The sequence below is a fragment of the Natronoarchaeum philippinense genome, assembly GCF_900215575.1.
Taxonomy (GTDB): Archaea; Halobacteriota; Halobacteria; order Halobacteriales; family Natronoarchaeaceae; genus Natronoarchaeum; species Natronoarchaeum philippinense.
The window spans coordinates 347,207-363,501 of the sequence record NZ_OBEJ01000003.1; the positions used below are offsets into that span (position 1 = coordinate 347,207).

General features: G+C 66.9%; 18 protein-coding genes. 10 read left to right on the forward strand and 8 right to left on the reverse strand.

Annotated features, from left to right (window positions below; all coding sequences use genetic code 11):
• Positions 1–9 precede the first annotated feature (9 nt).
• The 4 genes from larB to CRO01_RS12515 all read left to right on the forward strand — a co-directional run bounded on the left by larB (position 10) and on the right by CRO01_RS12515 (position 2,831).
• Entirely contained in the window at positions 10–768 is a 759-nt protein-coding gene (gene larB, locus CRO01_RS12505; protein WP_097009481.1) for a nickel pincer cofactor biosynthesis protein LarB, read from the forward strand.
• A gap of 164 nt (positions 769–932) precedes the next feature.
• The gene (locus CRO01_RS17175) at positions 933–1,076 is read left to right on the forward strand and encodes a DUF7563 family protein (RefSeq protein ID WP_449289590.1); all 144 of its coding nucleotides are present in this window, start codon (positions 933–935) and stop codon (positions 1,074–1,076) included.
• Positions 1,077–1,154: 78 nt separating this feature from the next.
• On the forward strand, positions 1,155–1,403 hold the full coding sequence (locus tag CRO01_RS12510; protein ID WP_097009482.1) for a GIY-YIG nuclease family protein: 249 nt from the start codon (positions 1,155–1,157) through the stop codon (positions 1,401–1,403).
• 48 nt (positions 1,404–1,451) lie between these two features.
• Positions 1,452–2,831, forward strand: coding sequence for a phosphoglucomutase/phosphomannomutase family protein (locus CRO01_RS12515; RefSeq protein WP_097009483.1), 1,380 nt, complete (start codon positions 1,452–1,454; stop codon positions 2,829–2,831).
• Positions 2,832–2,843: 12 nt separating this feature from the next.
• Here the strand turns inward: CRO01_RS12515 and CRO01_RS12520 are convergent, their stop codons facing one another.
• A complete protein-coding gene (locus CRO01_RS12520) occupies positions 2,844–3,239 on the reverse strand; it encodes a GNAT family N-acetyltransferase (protein WP_097009484.1) in 396 nt (131 codons plus the stop codon).
• A gap of 160 nt (positions 3,240–3,399) precedes the next feature.
• Between CRO01_RS12520 and CRO01_RS12525 the strand changes: the two genes are divergently transcribed.
• From CRO01_RS12525 to CRO01_RS12540, 4 genes are all read left to right on the forward strand, one after another.
• Positions 3,400–3,948 carry a KH domain-containing protein gene (locus CRO01_RS12525; RefSeq protein ID WP_097009485.1) on the forward strand — a complete coding sequence of 183 codons (549 nt, stop codon included), beginning with the start codon at positions 3,400–3,402 and terminating at the stop codon, positions 3,946–3,948.
• 56 nt (positions 3,949–4,004) lie between these two features.
• Positions 4,005–4,478 (forward strand): hypothetical protein, encoded by a 474-nt coding sequence (locus tag CRO01_RS12530; RefSeq protein WP_097009486.1) that lies wholly within the window; start codon positions 4,005–4,007, stop codon positions 4,476–4,478.
• Between the two features lie 169 nt (positions 4,479–4,647).
• Positions 4,648–6,327, forward strand: a complete 1,680-nt coding sequence (gene thsA / locus CRO01_RS12535; RefSeq protein ID WP_097009672.1) for a thermosome subunit alpha — start codon at positions 4,648–4,650, stop codon at positions 6,325–6,327.
• Between the two features lie 255 nt (positions 6,328–6,582).
• Complete coding sequence (locus CRO01_RS12540) at positions 6,583–7,572, forward strand: ornithine cyclodeaminase family protein (protein ID WP_097009487.1); 990 nt, start codon at positions 6,583–6,585, stop codon at positions 7,570–7,572.
• Between the two features lie 26 nt (positions 7,573–7,598).
• On the opposite strand, the gene CRO01_RS12545 is transcribed toward CRO01_RS12540, so the two are convergent.
• Both CRO01_RS12545 and CRO01_RS12550 read right to left on the reverse strand, forming a co-directional pair.
• On the reverse strand, positions 7,599–7,811 hold the full coding sequence (locus CRO01_RS12545) for a DUF7535 family protein (protein WP_097009488.1): 213 nt from the start codon (positions 7,809–7,811) through the stop codon (positions 7,599–7,601).
• Positions 7,812–7,864: 53 nt separating this feature from the next.
• Positions 7,865–9,346 carry a sugar porter family MFS transporter gene (locus tag CRO01_RS12550; protein ID WP_097009489.1) on the reverse strand — a complete coding sequence of 494 codons (1,482 nt, stop codon included), beginning with the start codon at positions 9,344–9,346 and terminating at the stop codon, positions 7,865–7,867.
• A gap of 225 nt (positions 9,347–9,571) precedes the next feature.
• Between CRO01_RS12550 and leuS the strand changes: the two genes are divergently transcribed.
• Both leuS and CRO01_RS12560 read left to right on the forward strand, forming a co-directional pair.
• Positions 9,572–12,220: a leucine--tRNA ligase gene (gene leuS / locus CRO01_RS12555; RefSeq protein ID WP_097009490.1), complete on the forward strand. Its 2,649-nt coding sequence runs from the start codon at positions 9,572–9,574 to the stop codon at positions 12,218–12,220.
• Positions 12,221–12,310: 90 nt separating this feature from the next.
• The gene (locus tag CRO01_RS12560) at positions 12,311–12,811 is read left to right on the forward strand and encodes a hypothetical protein (protein WP_097009491.1); all 501 of its coding nucleotides are present in this window, start codon (positions 12,311–12,313) and stop codon (positions 12,809–12,811) included.
• Between the two features lie 32 nt (positions 12,812–12,843).
• Here the strand turns inward: CRO01_RS12560 and CRO01_RS12565 are convergent, their stop codons facing one another.
• The 5 genes from CRO01_RS12565 to lpdA form a co-directional block, all read right to left on the reverse strand.
• Complete coding sequence (locus tag CRO01_RS12565) at positions 12,844–13,272, reverse strand: Hsp20/alpha crystallin family protein (RefSeq protein WP_097009492.1); 429 nt, start codon at positions 13,270–13,272, stop codon at positions 12,844–12,846.
• Between the two features lie 102 nt (positions 13,273–13,374).
• A complete protein-coding gene (gene pheA, locus CRO01_RS12570; protein ID WP_097009493.1) occupies positions 13,375–14,178 on the reverse strand; it encodes a prephenate dehydratase in 804 nt (267 codons plus the stop codon).
• A 59-nt stretch (positions 14,179–14,237) separates the two neighbouring features.
• Positions 14,238–14,489: a hypothetical protein gene (locus tag CRO01_RS12575; RefSeq protein WP_143824957.1), complete on the reverse strand. Its 252-nt coding sequence runs from the start codon at positions 14,487–14,489 to the stop codon at positions 14,238–14,240.
• Between the two features lie 67 nt (positions 14,490–14,556).
• Positions 14,557–14,736, reverse strand: a complete 180-nt coding sequence (locus CRO01_RS12580; protein WP_097009495.1) for a hypothetical protein — start codon at positions 14,734–14,736, stop codon at positions 14,557–14,559.
• 112 nt (positions 14,737–14,848) lie between these two features.
• Positions 14,849–16,282, reverse strand: a complete 1,434-nt coding sequence (gene lpdA / locus CRO01_RS12585; RefSeq protein WP_097009496.1) for a dihydrolipoyl dehydrogenase — start codon at positions 16,280–16,282, stop codon at positions 14,849–14,851.
• Positions 16,283–16,295: the final 13 nt, after the last annotated feature.

The following is a 16,295-nucleotide window of genomic DNA, read 5'->3' on the forward strand; positions in this document are numbered from 1 at the left end:
ACTGGCTGTATGCGCGAACTACTGGAAGCGGTCGCAAGCGGCGAGCTAACCCCCGCAGAGGCGGAGGCGCAACTCGCCGGCTACACGACCACCGAAGCGGGACGGTTCGACGCGGCCCGCCAACAGCGCCGCGGCGTCCCCGAGGCAGTGTACGCTGAGGGCAAGACTGCTGGAGAGGTCGTAGATCTGTTGCTGGCGTCGCTCAAGACGACCGGGCGGGCCATCGCAACGCGGGCGAGCGACGAGCAGGTCGAGGCCGTGCGAGCCGCACTCGACGACGCCGACCTCGACGCCAGTGTTCGGTGGCGAGATCGGGCCGGCGTGCTCCTCGTCCACGGACCGGACTACGAGCCGCCGGATGTCGACGCCACGGTCCGAGTCGTCACCGGCGGGACCGTCGACCGCGGGCCGGCCGGCGAGGCGCGTGCGATCGCCGCCGAGATGGGTGCAACGGTCGATCTAGTCGAAGATGTCGGCGTCGCTGGCATCGCCCGCCTGCTCGATCATCTCGACGATCTGCGCGAGGCCGACGTGCTCGTCGTCGCGGCCGGTCGGGAAGGCGCGCTCCCGACCGTCGTCGCCGGCCTCGTCGATACACCGGTGATCGGCCTGCCGACCGCGAACGGCTACGGCCACGGCGGCGACGGCGAGGCGGCGCTGGCTGGGATGCTACAGTCCTGTACCGTCCTCTCGACGGTCAACGTCAACGCAGGATTCGTCGCCGGCGCACAGGCGGGGCTGATCGCTCGGGCCATCGGCGACGAGTGACGGCGAGTCCCGTCTGTCCCGGTAGCAGCTCTCCGCCAAACTTGTCTTTTTGAATCGCAAACTCCAGTTTCCCTCTGCGGAAATATGAGGGGGTTTTCAGAAGGATATTTATTGTATGAGCACATAGCTGTACGTGCCGGCGCGTACCGTGCCGGATGTACCCAATGCCCACGTGTGACCACTGCGACGCGCACGTTTCCGACCGGTTCGAACGAGTGTTCGCCGACAAGCACGGCCGCATCTTCGCGTGTCCGAGCTGTTCGGCGAACGCAGGTATCGCCGAGGCAGCGCGACAGCGAGCCCGCTGAGTGTCGGACCGCTCGGCCTGCGCCGCTGAGTGATCACCACGCGAAGCCTTTCTGTGCCCCCGCCCCGACCGACAATCCGTGAGTGACCACTACGTCTACGTGCTGGAGTGTGCCGATGGGACCTTCTACACCGGCTACACCACCGATGTCGAGCGCCGCGTCGCCGAGCACGACGCCGGAGAGGGGGCCAAGTACACGCGCGGTCGCACGCCGGTCGAACTCGTCCACACCGAACGCTTCGACTCGCGGTCGGCCGCGATGTCCCGGGAGTACGAACTCAAACAGCTCTCCCGTCCCGCCAAAGAGCGCCTCGTCGACGCCGAGTGATCGGCGCGCCACCACCGTCTTTTTCGCACCGGCTCTCGAAGCGAGCGTATGGACACGGCGATATCGTTCGGGACCGACGGCTGGCGAGCGACCCTAGAGGAGTTCACGGCGCCCCGCGTCCGAATGGTCGGACAGGCGGTCGTCGACTACCTCGACGCGGTTGGGCGCGGCGACGAACCGATCGTCGTCGGCTACGACGCCCGCGAGACCTCTGAGGGGTTCGCCAAGGAACTGGCTCGGGTGCTCGCGGCCGGCGGCCACGACGTCTTGGTCCCCGAGCGCGACCGGCCGACGCCGCTGGTCGCGTGGGCGATCGTCGACCGCGATCTGGCGGGCGGGCTGATGGTGACGGCCTCGCACAACCCGCCGGAGTACAACGGCGTCAAGTTCATCCCCGAGGACGGCGCGCCGGCGCTGCCGGAGGTCACCGACCGGATCATGGACAACCTCCGGGAACCCGATCCGTTACCCGAGTCCGATCACGGGAGCGTCCGCCGGGTCGATCTGGTCGAATCCCACGCCGAACAGGTGCTCGATCTGGTCGACGCCGATCTCTCCGAGGTGACAGTCGCCTACGACGCGATGCACGGCAGCGGCCGCGGGACGACCGACGCCCTGCTCGAACGGGCCGGTGCGACCGTCCAGCGGCGTCGCTGCGAGCGCGACCCCGACTTCGGCGGCGTCTCGCCCGAGCCGAGCGCCGAACATCTCGACGGACTCGTCGACGCCGTCGCGTCGGGCGACGCCGATCTCGGGATCGCCAACGACGGCGATTCCGACCGCGTCGCCGTCGTGACGCCCGAGCGAGGCTTTCTCGACGAGAACCTGCTCTTTGCTGCGCTGTACGACTACTTACTGGAAGCCCAGTCCGGCCCGGCGGTCCGGTCGGTCTCGACGACGTTCCTGATCGACGAGGTGGCCCAGTCCCACGGCGAGGATGTCGTCGAGACGCCCGTCGGCTTCAAGTGGGTCGCCCGAGCGATGGCCGAGCACGACGCCCTGATCGGCGGCGAGGAGAGCGGCGGCTTCACCGTCCGCGGGCACGTGCGCGAGAAAGACGGTGTGCTGGCGGCCCTGCTCGCCGCGGCCGCCGAGGCCGAGGAGTCGCTCGACGAGCGAGTCGACCGCCTGCTCGCCGAGCACGGCGACATCGTCCCGGGGAAGGTAAGCGTCGACTGTCCCGACGACCGCAAACCCGGCGCGATGGCGGCGGTCGAGAATAATCTGCCCGACGAGGTCGCCGGCCGCGCCGTCGCCGACACCAGTACCGTCGACGGCGTCAAGCTCCTGCTGGAGGACGGCTCGTGGGTGCTCGTCCGACCGAGTGGCACCGAGCCGAAGCTCCGGGTGTACGCCGAGGCCGGGAGCGTCGACGCCGTCGACGCCCTGCTCGCAGACGGGCGCGAACTGGTCGAATCGGCCGTCTAAGCCGTCTGTCGCTCACTCCAGAACGCCTTCGAATCGCTCGCTTTCCTCCGCAATCGGCTCGATGGCAAAGCCCAGCGACTCGTAGAACGACCGAACGTCGGCGTCGAACGCGGCCGTCAGCGGGCCGTACTTCGTGCGGGCGTACTCGATCAGCGCCGTCCCGACGCCCCGGCCGCGGCGTCGACGCCGGACTGCGATCGCGTCGATGTGTGCGCCGTCCGACCGTGGGTCGAGCACGGCGACGCCGACGACGCGTCCGTCGACGACGGCGACCAGCACGTCGCCGGCGTCGAGCCGTTCGTCGACACGTTCGACAGCCAGCACGGCGGCGTCGAGCAGGCGCCGGACGGCGAGTCGATCCTCGTCGGTCGCCGGGCGGACATCGCTGTCGAGGCCGTGTCTGTCCACGTCAGTCCGGGCGGCGGCGTCGAACTTGGTCGTTACGACGGCGACTTGACGCCGCGGGGCGACCGATAATTCACCCGCACACCGGTCCGAGAGGCCGTCTCACGGGAGCTACCCGCAACGCTCGGGAAGGCTTTTACAGTCTGAGCCACTACCGCGATGTATGCAGCACGTGAAGATTCCGCAGGACCGAATCGGGGTGTTGATCGGTGAGGGTGGTGCGACGCTGCGCGAGATCGAGCAGCGAGCCGAAGTCCGTCTCGACGTCGATTCCGAGAACGGCTCGGTCGGCATCGAGAAGACGGGCGATCCCGTCACGGCGCTCAAAGGGCCCGACATCGTCCGCGCGATCGGCCGCGGGTTCGCGCCCGAGGACGCCATGTCTCTACTCGACGACGAGATGATGATGTTCGATCTCATCGACGTCGACGCCGCCGCGCGCAACAAGAACGACCTCAAGCGCAAGAAGGGCCGGCTCATCGGCGAGAACGGCCGCACCCGCGAACTGATGGAGGAACTGACCGGCGCGTCGGTCGTCATCTACGGCACGACGCTGGGGACGATCGGCGGCCCTCAGCAGGTCGAGGCCGTCCGCGAAGCCGCTGAGATGATCCTCGACGGCGCCCCCCACGGCGCGGTGTACTCGTTCCTCGAACGCAAGCACAACGAGCTGAAACGCCAAGGGATGGAGTACCACCAGTTCACCGGCTGACAGGCCTTTCTCCCCGACACAACGGTCTTTTCCGTCGCTGGCGCCTATCACCGGCGATGACCGACGATTTCTCGACCGGCCGACGCAAACTCCTCCAGAGCGCCGGCGCCGGCGGCACGGCGCTGCTCGCCGGCTGTAGCGAGCGGCTCGGACTCGCACAGAACGACAGCGACGGCGACGGCCAGCGCGAGGTCGGCGTCGTCGTCGCCGCCGACCAGCAGGCGCTCTTGGAGGCCCAGAGCGAGGCCCAGCAGGGCGTCCAGTCGGGCAACCTCACCCAGCAGGAGGCCACCGAACAGTATCGACAGCGCCAGCGTGAGTTGCTCGAACAGGCGATCGAGTCGCTGACCGAGTCGCTTTCGTCCTCGGTCACCGTCGAACAGCGCTACTCGCAACTCGGCGCCGTCGTCATCTCGGGGCCCGCAGACGCCCTGCTCGATACGCTCGAACTCGAGAGCACCCAGTCGCTGGTGCTCGCCAGTCGGATCGAGGCCGCGGCGTCGTCATCGACCTCGGCGAACTCCTCGTAGCGCGGTCTGGAGTCTGGTTTTCGCGGTGGCTTGGGATATTGCCTTATGAATGGGCGTCTCGGCAGCGCCTGTCGACCGCTACGTCTACCGTGTTACTCGTCTACACACCGCTTGGAACAAAGGATTTATATAGAATGGCAATCAATCGTCTACCGACATGGCACAGCAGATGGGCAATCAGCCGATGATCGTACTTTCCGAGGACAGTCAGCGCACCTCCGGAAAGGACGCACAGTCGATGAACATCACGGCCGGCAAGGCCGTTGCCGAGGCCGTTCGGACCACACTCGGTCCGAAAGGCATGGACAAGATGCTCGTCGACTCGACGGGCAACGTCGTCGTCACGAACGACGGCGTCACCATCCTCAAGGAGATGGAGATCGAGCACCCGGCGGCCAACATGATCGTCGAAGTCGCCGAGACCCAAGAGGACGAGGTCGGCGACGGTACCACCTCCGCCGTCGTCGTCTCCGGCGAACTCCTCGGCGAGGCCGAGGACCTGCTCGATCAGGACATCCACGCCACCACCCTCGCGCAGGGGTATCGACAGGCAGCCGAAGAAGCCAAAGACATTCTCGAGGACATCGCCATCGAGGTCGACGCCGACGACACCGAGATCCTCGAGGAGATCGCCGCCACCGCGATGACGGGCAAGGGCGCCGAGAACGCCAAGGACCTGCTCGCCGAGCTCGTCGTCAACGCCGTCACGAGCGTCGCCGACGACGGCGACGTCGACACTGACAACATCAAGGTCGAGAAGATCGTCGGCTCGACCGTCGAGAACTCCGAGCTCGTCGAGGGCGTCCTCGTCGACAAGGAGCGCGTCCACGAGAACATGCCCTACCTCGTCGAGGACGCCGACGTTGCGGTGCTCGACGACGCGCTCGAAGTCCAAGAGACCGAGATCGACGCCGAGGTCAACGTCACCGACCCCGACCAGCTCCAGGACTTCCTCGATCAGGAAGAAGAGCAGCTCAAGGAGATGGTCGACCAGATCGTCGACGCCGGCGCGGACGTCGTGTTCGCCCAGGACGGCATCGACGACATGGCCCAGCACTACCTCGCCGAAGAGGGCGTGCTCGCGGCCCGCCGCGTCAAATCCGACGACGCCACGAAGCTCGCCCGCGCGACGGGCGCTCGCGTCGTGAGCAACGTCAACGACATCGAGTCCGACGACCTCGGCTTCGCCGGCTCCGTCTCCCAGCAGGACGTGGGTGGCAGCCAGCAGATCCTCGTCGAGGACGTCGAGAACGCAAAGTCCGTCACGCTCCTGCTCCGCGGCGGCACCGAGCACGTCGTCGACGAGCTCGAGCGCGCCATCGAGGACAGCCTCGGCGTCGTCAGCGTCACGCTGGAGGACGGCAAGGTCCTGCCCGGCGGCGGCGCCCCCGAGACCGAACTCGCCCTCGAACTGCGCCAGTTCGCCGACTCCGTCGGCGGCCGCGAGCAGCTCGCCGTCGAGGCCTTCGCCGACGCGCTCGAAGTCGGCCCGCGCACCCTCGCCGAGAACGCCGGGCTGGACTCGATCGACTCGCTCGTCGAGCTCCGTAGCGAGCACGACAGCGGCAACGAGGCCGCCGGCCTCGACGCCTACACGGGCGACGTCATCGACATGGAAGAGGAAGGCGTCGTCGAGCCGCTCCGCGTCAAGACGCAGGCCATCGAGTCCGCCACCGAGGCGGCCGTGATGATCCTGCGCATCGACGACGTCATCGCCGCAGGCGACCTGAAGGGCGGCGAAGTCGGCAACGACGACGACGACGCTGGCGGCCCGCCCGCGGGCGGCCCCGGCGGCGCGCCCGGCGGCATGGGCGGCGGTATGGGCGGCGGCATGGGCGGCATGATGTAAGCTCGGCCCATCTGCCAGTAGCTTCATCGACACGCCGACCGCACCGCCCGTCGAACGACTCGCGCCTTTCTTTCGCGCTCGCCCGGTTAGCGGCGGCGCTGGCGTTGGAGCGGCGTTCGGACCGCACAGCGGCGTCACGACGCCATCGCCCGGCAGCGTCACGACGCCGCCGATCGGCGATGCAATATCACATTCCGGTACCACGACGCCGTTCGGCAGCACATATTAAGTACGATCCCGCAAAATTTGCCACGCATGGAGACGCTGTTGCTAAACGGGGAGGACGTCGACGCAAACGCCGAGATCGGTGCCGTGATCGACGCCGTCGAACGGGCGTTCACAGCCTACGAACGCGGCGACGTACAGATGCCCGCCAAGTCCTACATCGAGTTGCCACAGTACAACGGCGATTTCCGGTCGATGCCGGCGTACGTCGAGACCGACGCGTGGGACGCTGCCGGCGTCAAGTGGGTCAACGTCCACCCAGACAACCCCGAGGAGTACGACCTGCCGACCGTGATGGGGACGCTGATCTACTCCGATCCCGAGACGGCCTACCCCCGCTCGGTCATGGACGGGACGGAACTGACGATGAAGCGAACGGGCGCCGCGGCGGCCGTGGCGACCGACCAGCTCGCCGTCGAGGATGCGACGAGTCTCGGCCTCGTCGGCGCCGGCGTCCAGTCGTACACCCAGCTGAACGCCATCGCGGAGGTGCGCCCGATCGAGGAGGTCGTCGTCGCGGATCAGGACGCCGAACGCGTCGCCGACTTCGTCGACGCTTTCGAGGACCGCTTCGACGTACGGGGCGGGTCGATCTCGGAAGCCGGTCACTGCGACGTGCTCTCGACGGTGACGCCGGTGCGCGAGCCGATCGTCGGTGTCGACGACCTCGGCGAGCGCACGCACGTCAACGCCATCGGCGCCGACGCCGCCGGCAAACACGAGATCGAGGACGCGGTGCTGACCGGGGCGAAACTCGTCATCGACGACCACGAGCAGTGTACCCACTCCGGCGAGATCAACGTGCCCTGGAGCGAGGGCGTGCTGGGCGAGGGCGACATCCACGCCGAACTCGGCGCGATCGTCGCCGGGAACGCGGAGGGGCGTACCGCTGTGGACGGCCGCACTGTCTTCGACTCGACGGGGCTGGCAATTCAGGACGTTGCTGCGGCCCACGTCGTCTACGAGAACGCCCGCGAGAACGGCGACGGCTACCCCTTCGAGATGGTCAATCTCGACTGAGCGGGCCGCTGCTTGTCGATATCGTGCTACTCCTCGCCGCTGCTGACCGCATCGAGGAGTTTCGTGATCAGCCAGACGATCAGGATAAAGGGCAACAGCGGTATCAGCAAGATCAGCAGTCCGAGCAACAGCCCCCAGCCGATCACGTCCATCTCGGCGTCCTTGCGCCCGTGCGTCCCCGGCGTCACCGTTCGATACGCCTTCTCGGGCAACGACGGCTCCTCGTCCGCGTCGCTCATGGGCTAGATCCAACGAACTGACGCATAAATGGCGGGCGCGAGTGCAGCCGCTCTCAGTCGTCGTCGGCGCCGACGGCGCCGTCGATCCGCGACTCGCCGCCGAGCGCGGTTTCGCGCAGGTCATCTTCGATCTCTTCGAGCGACCGGCCCGTCGTCTCGGGGACGAAGGCGTAGGCGAAGGCGAATGCGGCGACGCTCAGCGCCGCGAACGTCCAGAACGTGCCGGCCTCGCCGATCCGGGCGACGAGGACGGGGAACGACTGGGCGACCGCGAGGTTCGCAGCCCAGTTGACGACCGTCGTGACGCCGACCGCGGTGCCACGAACCTTCAGCGGATATATCTCGGAGTTGAGCAGCCAGAACACCGGTCCGAGGCCGATGGCGAAGAACGCGACGTACAGCATCAGGCTGGCCACCGCGATCAGACCGACCGCGCCCGAGAGGCCGGGCAGGAAGTACGCGGCGCCGAGCCCGGTCAGCGTCACGGTCATCCCGACGAGTCCGACCAGCAACAGCGGCCGACGGCCGACACGGTCGATCAACAGTAGGGCGACCAGCGTCATCGTCACGTTGACGACGCCGATGACCACCGTCGCCAGCAGCGAGCCGCTGGCGCCGAAGCCGGTCGATTCGAGAATCGACGGACCATAGTACATCACGGTGTTGATGCCGGTCAACTGCTGGAACGCCGCCAGCCCGACGCCGACGACCAGCATCGGCCGGACCCACGGAGCGAGCAGGTCACGCAGGCTCGCGTCCTCGACCTCGGCTTTTTCTTTGATTTCGCGGAGTTCCGAGTCGACCTGATCGCCCGTCCGGACCGACGCGAGCACGTCCCGTGCCTCCTCGACTCTCCCCTGCTCGAACAGCCAGCGCGGACTTTCGGGCATGAACAGCATGCCGACGAACAGGGCGGCGGCGGGAACCGTCCCCGCACCGAGCATCCAGCGCCAGACGGCGGCGCCCTCGAACGCGAGGTTCGTCACCGCCGTCACGAGCAGGTCCTCGGCGAACGCGTAGTTCACCAGATACGAGGTCAGCAGGCCGAACGTGACGGCGAACTGGAACAGCGTCACCATGCCGCCGCGGATGTCGGCCGGCGAGATCTCGGAGATGTACAGGGGGCCGATCATCGACGCCAGCCCGACGGCGACGCCGTCGACGACGCGGCCGACGAACAGCCACTCGATCGTCGGCGCGACGGCCATGATCGCCGAGCCGACGAAGAACACGACTGCGGCGACGAGGATCACGTTTCGGCGTCCGATCCGGTCGGCGAGGCGTCCGCCGACGGCGGCGCCGACGATCGCCCCGACCAGCGCGCCGCTCACGACGAAGCCCTCGACGAGCGACTCGTCCATCGAGATGCCGAACAACGACGTCATGGCGAAGGTGTCGGGGATGAAAAGCAGCGCCCCTGAGATGACGCCGGTGTCGAAGCCAAAGAGAAGCCCGGTCAGCGCCGCCAGCGCTCCGATGACGTAGACGAACGGATTTCGTTCGTTCGTCGACGGTCCTGTGAGTGTCGTTGACATAAGTATCGGTTACAGCCCGTCAGTTCCAAACGCTCATTAACAAATACGTCGATTTTTCTAAAAGTAAAGACCGTTAAAACGGATATTCATCTCATTGTTTGTTTTTGAACGCGACTAGGGATGATCTGGAGGAATCGTTCAGCCACCTCTAGTGGCCCACCGAACAGGCTCGGAAGTCGGATGGAAAGGTATAGGGCGCCCACCCGTCGATTCACGTGTAAGCTGATGAGCAAGGAGAGCTACGACCACGCCGCCGTCGAGGCCCGCTGGCAGGAGGCGTGGGACGACGCGGACGTGCATCGGACGCCCGACGAGGTCGAGGACCCGACGTACGTCCTCGGAATGTACCCCTACCCCTCCGGCAAACTCCACATGGGCCACGTCCGAAACTACACGATTACGGACGCATACGCCCGCTACCGTCGGATGCTCGGGGACGATGTCCTCCACCCGATGGGCTGGGACTCCTTCGGCCTGCCCGCCGAGAACGCCGCCAAGGAACGGGACACCAACCCGCGGGACTGGACGTTCGACTGCATCGACACGATGCGCGACCAGATGGAGTCGATGGGCTTTGGCTACGACTGGGAGCGCGAGATCACCACCTGCAAGCCCGAGTACTACCGGTGGAACCAGTGGCTGTTCCGCCGGTTCGTCGAGGAGGGGCTGGCCGAGCGCCGGGACGCCGACGTGAACTGGTGTCCCGACTGTGAGACGGTGCTCGCCGACGAGCAGGTCGAGGGCGACGACGAACTCTGCTGGCGCTGTGGCCACCCCGTCGAGGAGCGCGAACTCGAACAGTGGTTCCTGCAGATCACCGAGTACGCCGACGAGTTGCTCGAGGATATCGACGATCTGGAGGGCTGGCCGGACTCGGTCCGCCAGATGCAGCGCAACTGGATCGGCCGCCAGCACGGGACGGAACTCGACTTCGAGGTCGAGGGCCACGGCTCTGTCACCGCCTTCACCACCCGCGCGGACACGATTCACGGCGCGACGTTCTTCGCGCTGGCGCCGGATCACCCGATCGCCGAGGAACTGGCCGAGCAGGACGACGCGGTCCACGAGTTCGTCGAGCACGAGGCCGACCCCGACGGCGACGAGCCAAACGGCGTCGAGACCGACCTCGTGGCGACCAACCCCGTCACCGGCGACGAGATCCCCGTCTACGTCGCCGACTTCGTCCTCTCGGACGTGGGGACCGGCGCGCTGATGGCCGTCCCCGCCCACGACGAGCGCGACCACGCCTTCGCCGAGAAGATGGGCATCGACATCCAGCCTGTCATCGCACCCGAACCGGACGAGGGCGAGGAGCCGGAAGCGCCCGACGTCTCCGAGGAGGCCTACACCGACGACGGCGTCCTCGTCAACTCCGGCGACTACTCCGGACTCGATAGTGAGACCGCCCGACAGCAGATCACCGACGACACCGAGGGCGCCGAGCACGCCACCCAGTACCGCCTGCGCGACTGGGGCATCTCCCGCCAGCGCTACTGGGGGACGCCGATTCCGGTCGTCCACTGCGACGACTGTGGCCCTGTCTTGGTTCCCGAGGAGGACCTGCCGGTCGAACTGCCCGAGTTCGTCAACACCACCGGGAATCCGCTCGACGCCGCGGAGGAGTGGAAACAGACCACGTGTCCCGACTGCGGCGCCGACGCCACCCGCGAGACGGACACGATGGACACGTTCTTCGACTCCTCGTGGTACTTCCTGCGGTACGTCTCGCCCGACCTGTCGGACGCACCCTTCGATCTGGAGCGGGCCAACGACTGGATGCCCGTCGACCAGTACGTCGGCGGCATCGAGCACGCCGTGATGCATCTGCTGTACTCCCGCTTTTTCACGAAGGTGCTGGCCGACAACGAGGGCCTAGAGCACCGCGAGCCGTTCAGCAACCTGCTCGCGCAGGGGATGGTCCAGTTGGAGGGCGAGAAGATGTCCAAGTCCAAGGGCAACGTCGTCTCGCCCCAGCGCATCGTCGAGGAGTACGGCGCCGACACCGCCCGCCTGTTCATGATGCAGGCCGCCCAGCCCGAGCGTGACTTCGACTGGAGCGAGGAGGGCGTCAAGTCGACCTACCGGTTCCTGACGCGCCTGAAAGACACCGTCGAGACGTTCGACGCCGAGGCCGCGGACGGCGACCACGACGCGGTCGCCAGCTACGTCGCCGACGAGATCGACGCCGCGGTCGCCGTGGCGTCCGACGAGTACGACGAGTTGACCTTCAACGAGGCGCTGCGAGAGGCCCAGTCGCTCGTTCGGACGCTCCGCCAGTACCGCGAGCGCGGCGCCGTCCACGCCGAGACGTTCGAACGCGGCCTCTCGGTTGCCGTTCGTCTGCTGGCGCCGGTCGCGCCCCACCTCGCTGAGGAACTCTGGTCGGAACTAGGCAACGACGGCTTCGTCGCCGAGGCCCAGTGGCCCGCGGCCGACGCCGACCGCCAGACCGTCGAACGCCGTCGCAACCTCGTCGAGAACACCCGCGAGGACGTTCGACAGATCATCGATGTCGCCGGGATCGAGGACCCCGAGCGTATCGATGTCGTCGTGACGCCCGAGTGGAAATACGACGCGCTCGGCATCGCCATCGAGTCCGACGCCGACAACCTGATCTCGGAACTGATGCAGAACGGCGACATCCGCGAACAGGGCGACGCCGCCGCGAGCTACGGGCAGGACCTCCAACAAGAGCGCGAGGCGCTCACGATGACGCTCGATCCCGACGCCGAATACGAGGCGCTGGAAGCCGCTGCGTGGCTGGTCGAGCGCGAGTTCGAGGCTCCTGTCGATGTCGTCCGCGCCGAGGCGGCCGACGACAGCGTGGCGAACAAGGCCGAGCCCGGCCGGCCCGCGATCGATATCGAGGAGTAAGGACTTCACCGCGTTTTTCTCGGCGCCCAAAACCGGAAAAAGCGGCTGCTATCCGCAGCCTGACACTCCCGAGCTGCCCACGTCGAGCTCGTGGGCGAGTTCGCCGAGGCCGTCCAGGACCGGTTCCGCGAGACCCTCGCAGAGCGCCGGCCATTCTTCGACTGGCAGACGGAGTATCGCGTCGGTCCGACGCCGGTCGACGTTGCGGGGGTCGACAACGGCGTCACTGCGGAATCAGGAACCTCTGGCACGCTCGCGCTGATCGAACTGGAGTGGCGTCGCGCCGATCCCGCCGACAACTCCGCGAAACTGTTCAGACATCTCGCCGACGGCGCGCTCGACGAGCACGATCGGATCGTCGTCTGTCAGGTGTTCACCGGCTACTACGACCTCGCTCGCGGCGGCGTCTCCTCGAAGCGGGAGAACGCCGAGTTCGTCGGCCGGGTCGCCGCCGACGCGTTCGATAGAGTGTCTTACTCTCCGGTCGACTTCGACCTCGACCCGCCGAAACGGGGCGGTGAATGGCCCGACGACTGGAAACGGCGCGCCGACGAGTGCGCTCGGCGGATCGACGCCGCGCTCGACGAGTAGGTCGCGCCCGCGCCACGCTCGGTGTCGGCACCTCACTCGATGTCGATCTCGTGGCCGTCGCCGTCGACGTGTTGCTTCGGCAGCGTCACCGTCAGGACGCCGTTGTTGTACGACGCCGACACGTCGGTCTCGTCGACGGGGTCGGGCAGCGTCACCGATCGGCTGACTGTCTGTCGGCGCCGCTCCCGGCGGATGTACTGCTCGTCCTCGTCGTCCTCTTCTGTCGATTCCTCGCGCTCGGCCTCGATTCGGACCGTGTCGTTGGTCAGCGTCAGGTCGATGTCGTCGGTTTCGTAGCCCGGCAGGTCGACCGTGACGACGAACTCCTCGTCGTGGTCGGCCACGTCGACCGACGCCGAGGAGACGCCCGTCCGCATTTCGAGGTCGCCCTCGAACTGGCCGAGTTGCCGGTTCATCCGCTCTAGCATCCTCTCGAACTCCTCGAACGGGTTCCCTCGCATACTGGATCTGGGGTGGAGTGCCCGTGGAAAACTTCGACGCTATCGCTCATAAAATCGGGCCTCCGAAAAGATCGAGACTGCTGACGGAACGATTGCCGGCGCTCACACGACGTGTTCGGAGTCGTAGGAGCCGAGGCGTCGCACCCAGCCGTCTTCGGCGATGTGCTCGATCTCGGTCAGCGCCTGTGCGGTCCGGTCTTCGTACAGACCCGCCGCCACGTCGATGTGGAACACGTAGTCGCCCAGTCGCTCCCCGCTGGGACGGGACTCGACGCGCGTGAGGTTGATGTCCCGGTCGGCGAAGGGTTCGAGCAGGTCGAGCAGCAGGCCGGGGTAGTCGGCGTTCGGGTAGACGACGAAGGTCGACTTGCCGCCGGCGGGCGAGCGGTCCTCGGTCGGCGCCAGCACGAAAAAGCGCGTCGCGTTCGAGGTCCGGTCCTGAATGTCCTCGGCGAGCACCTCGAGGTCGCCCCCGCCGTTGTCGGGGTGGGCGATGCCGGCGACGGCGGGGTCCTCGCGGGCGAGTTCGACGCCGCGAGCCGTGCTGGCGACGGCTTCGAGATCGGCGTCTGGGTACCGTTCGTCGAGGTAGCCCCGACACTGCGCGAGCGCCTGCGTGTGGCTGGCGATGCGGTCGAACTCCTCGTTTTGGGCGAGCAGTGCGTGACGGATCGGCGTCACGACTTCCTTGACGACGGCGACCTCGTACTCCGCCAGTGCGTCTAAGCTCTCGGTGACGCTGCCCTCGATACTGTTCTCGATGGCGACGACGCCGCGGTCGTACTCGCCGTCGGCGACGGCGTTGACGATCGCCGTCACCGATTCGCGGAAGTCGACCGTATCGGAAATCGACTGGGCCGCGCGGTGTGAGTAGGTTCCTTCGGGCCCCAGCGTGACTACGTTCATTGACAGAAGCTACTGGTTTCGGGGTGAAAAACGCCGCGGTCGTCGCGGGTTCGGACTGGCTACGCCACGAGCAGTACGTCGAGTACGAGTGACGCCGCTACCACAGCGATGACCGCTTTCCACACGCTACTCGCTGATCGACTCGGATTCATTCGGATAAACCCGCTCGCAAGCATAAACGTGGCCACGTACGCTCCGACTGCCAGCAGACCGCCTCCAGCGGAGAACGGGTCGGTAACGGTCCCAAGGAGCAAGCTTGTGAGCACCGACAGCGCTATGAACGCGCTTACAACTTCCCCGGTCTCGCTCATCAGCACCTCTTTGCACTCAACACGGGGAGAAAATATTTTCGCTCGATAGCTTCACGCGGCGTCGGCGTCAGTCCTCGATACCGACCCACCAGATGCAGTCACAATCCGGGTTTTCGCACTCGTAGAACTCCGCGAGCACGCGGCCGTCGAGATCCGTTTTCTCGCCGTCCCAGAGCCCCACAGATCCACACGCCGGGCAGACCTCTTTCTGTTCCACCTCTTCGTGAGGAAACTCGACTGTTCTCATGGGCGCTAGTACGACTGGACTGCTCAAAGACGTACGTTCCAGATACTCCCGCGACCGCCGTCGCGGGGCGTCGCGTCGCTACGGAGTCGGGCTGTTGGCCAGCGGGCTCCGCCTACCGATTCAGCGTGTGGATGGCGTGGCCCAGCGCGTTTTCGGCGGCCTCCATCACGGCTTCGGATAGCGTTGGGTGGGTGTGGACCGTCGCGGCGATGTCTTCGACCGTGGCGCCCATCTCGACGGCCAGTCCGATCTCGGCGATCAACTCGGAGGCCTCCGGGCCGACGACCTGCCCGCCGAGGACGAGCCCCGATTCCTCGTCGGCGACGAGCCTGACGAACCCGTCGGAGTCGCCGGTCGTGAGCGCTCGGCCGCTGGCACGGAACGGGAACTCCCCGACCATCGGCTCGAAGCCCTCGTCTTCGGCGTCCTCCGCTGTGAGCCCGACGGTGCCGATCTCGGGGTCGGTGAAGACCGCCGCGGGGATCGACTGATAATCCAGCGCTGCGGGCTCGCCGGCGATCACCTCGGCGGCGACCTGCCCCTCCTTACTGCCCTTGTGAGCCAGCATCGGTTCGCCGGCCACGTCGCCGACGGCGAAGATGTGCTCTACGTCGGTCCGGGCTTCCTCGTCGGTCTCCAAGAAGCCGCCGTCGTTCGGTTCGAGCCCCGCGGCGTCGAGGTTCACCGTGTCGGTGACGGGCTGGCGTCCCACCGCGACGAGCACCTTCTCGGCGGTGAGTTCGAGCCCGTCGTCGGCGTCGTCAGCCGGCTCGGTTTCGACCGTCACGACGCCGTCGTCGCCGCGGCGCCAGTCGCTCGCGCTCTGGCCGAAGTGGAACTCGACGCCCAACTCCTCGGCGCGTTTCTTGACGGGGCGAGCGAGGTCGTCCTCGTAGGTCGGCAGCGCTCGGTCGAGCATCTCGATGACGGTAACGTCGGTGCCGAGTTTGGCGAACACGCCCGCCAGTTCCATGCCGATGTAGCCCGCGCCGACGACAACCAGCGAGTCCGGCACCGACTCCAGCGCGAGCGCCTGCCGGGAGTCGAGAATGGGCTCGTCGTCGTAGGCGAAGCCGGGGATCTCGATCGGGCGCGAGCCCGTCGCCACGACCGCGTGCTCGAACTCGATCGTCTCGGCGCCTTGGCCATCACCGCCGTGGACGACGCGGGCCTCGTGCTCGCCGGCGAACTCCGCGCGCCCCTCGACCAGATTGACTTGATTGGCTTTGCAGAGCTTCTCGACGCCGCCGGTGAGTTGGTCGACGACGCCGCCTTTCCAGTCTTGCATCCCGCCGAGGTCGATCTCGGGGTCGGCCTCGATCCCCATCTCCTCGGCGTGGGCGGCGTCGTGGGCCACGTCGGTCGCCGAGATGAGCGCCTTCGAGGGGATACAGCCGTGGTTGAGGCAGGTGCCCCCGACGGCGTCGTCCTCGACGAGCGTCACGTCCAGATCGAGCTGTCCGGCCCGGATCGCGGCGACGTAGCCGCCCGGTCCGCCGCCGATCACCAGTACGTCCGTTCCTGTTGCGATGTCTCCGACGACCATTGATGAGTGCTTG

Bases quoted from the DNA above. Each gene is read 5' to 3' on its own strand.
- larB (WP_097009481.1), top strand. From the start codon at position 10: ATGCGCGAACTACTGGAAGCGGTCGCAAGCGGCGAGCTAACCCCCGCA.
- CRO01_RS17175 (WP_449289590.1), top strand. From the start codon at position 933: ATGCCCACGTGTGACCACTGCGACGCGCACGTTTCCGACCGGTTCGAA.
- CRO01_RS12515 (WP_097009483.1), top strand. From the start codon at position 1,452: ATGGACACGGCGATATCGTTCGGGACCGACGGCTGGCGAGCGACCCTA.
- CRO01_RS12525 (WP_097009485.1), top strand. From the start codon at position 3,400: ATGCAGCACGTGAAGATTCCGCAGGACCGAATCGGGGTGTTGATCGGT.
- CRO01_RS12530 (WP_097009486.1), top strand. From the start codon at position 4,005: ATGACCGACGATTTCTCGACCGGCCGACGCAAACTCCTCCAGAGCGCC.
- thsA (WP_097009672.1), top strand. From the start codon at position 4,648: ATGGGCAATCAGCCGATGATCGTACTTTCCGAGGACAGTCAGCGCACC.
- CRO01_RS12540 (WP_097009487.1), top strand. From the start codon at position 6,583: ATGGAGACGCTGTTGCTAAACGGGGAGGACGTCGACGCAAACGCCGAG.
- CRO01_RS12545 (WP_097009488.1), bottom strand. From the start codon at position 7,811: ATGAGCGACGCGGACGAGGAGCCGTCGTTGCCCGAGAAGGCGTATCGA.
- CRO01_RS12550 (WP_097009489.1), bottom strand. From the start codon at position 9,346: ATGTCAACGACACTCACAGGACCGTCGACGAACGAACGAAATCCGTTC.
- leuS (WP_097009490.1), top strand. From the start codon at position 9,572: ATGAGCAAGGAGAGCTACGACCACGCCGCCGTCGAGGCCCGCTGGCAG.
- CRO01_RS12565 (WP_097009492.1), bottom strand. From the start codon at position 13,272: ATGCGAGGGAACCCGTTCGAGGAGTTCGAGAGGATGCTAGAGCGGATG.
- pheA (WP_097009493.1), bottom strand. From the start codon at position 14,178: ATGAACGTAGTCACGCTGGGGCCCGAAGGAACCTACTCACACCGCGCG.
- CRO01_RS12575 (WP_143824957.1), bottom strand. From the start codon at position 14,489: ATGAGCGAGACCGGGGAAGTTGTAAGCGCGTTCATAGCGCTGTCGGTG.
- CRO01_RS12580 (WP_097009495.1), bottom strand. From the start codon at position 14,736: ATGAGAACAGTCGAGTTTCCTCACGAAGAGGTGGAACAGAAAGAGGTC.
- lpdA (WP_097009496.1), bottom strand. From the start codon at position 16,282: ATGGTCGTCGGAGACATCGCAACAGGAACGGACGTACTGGTGATCGGC.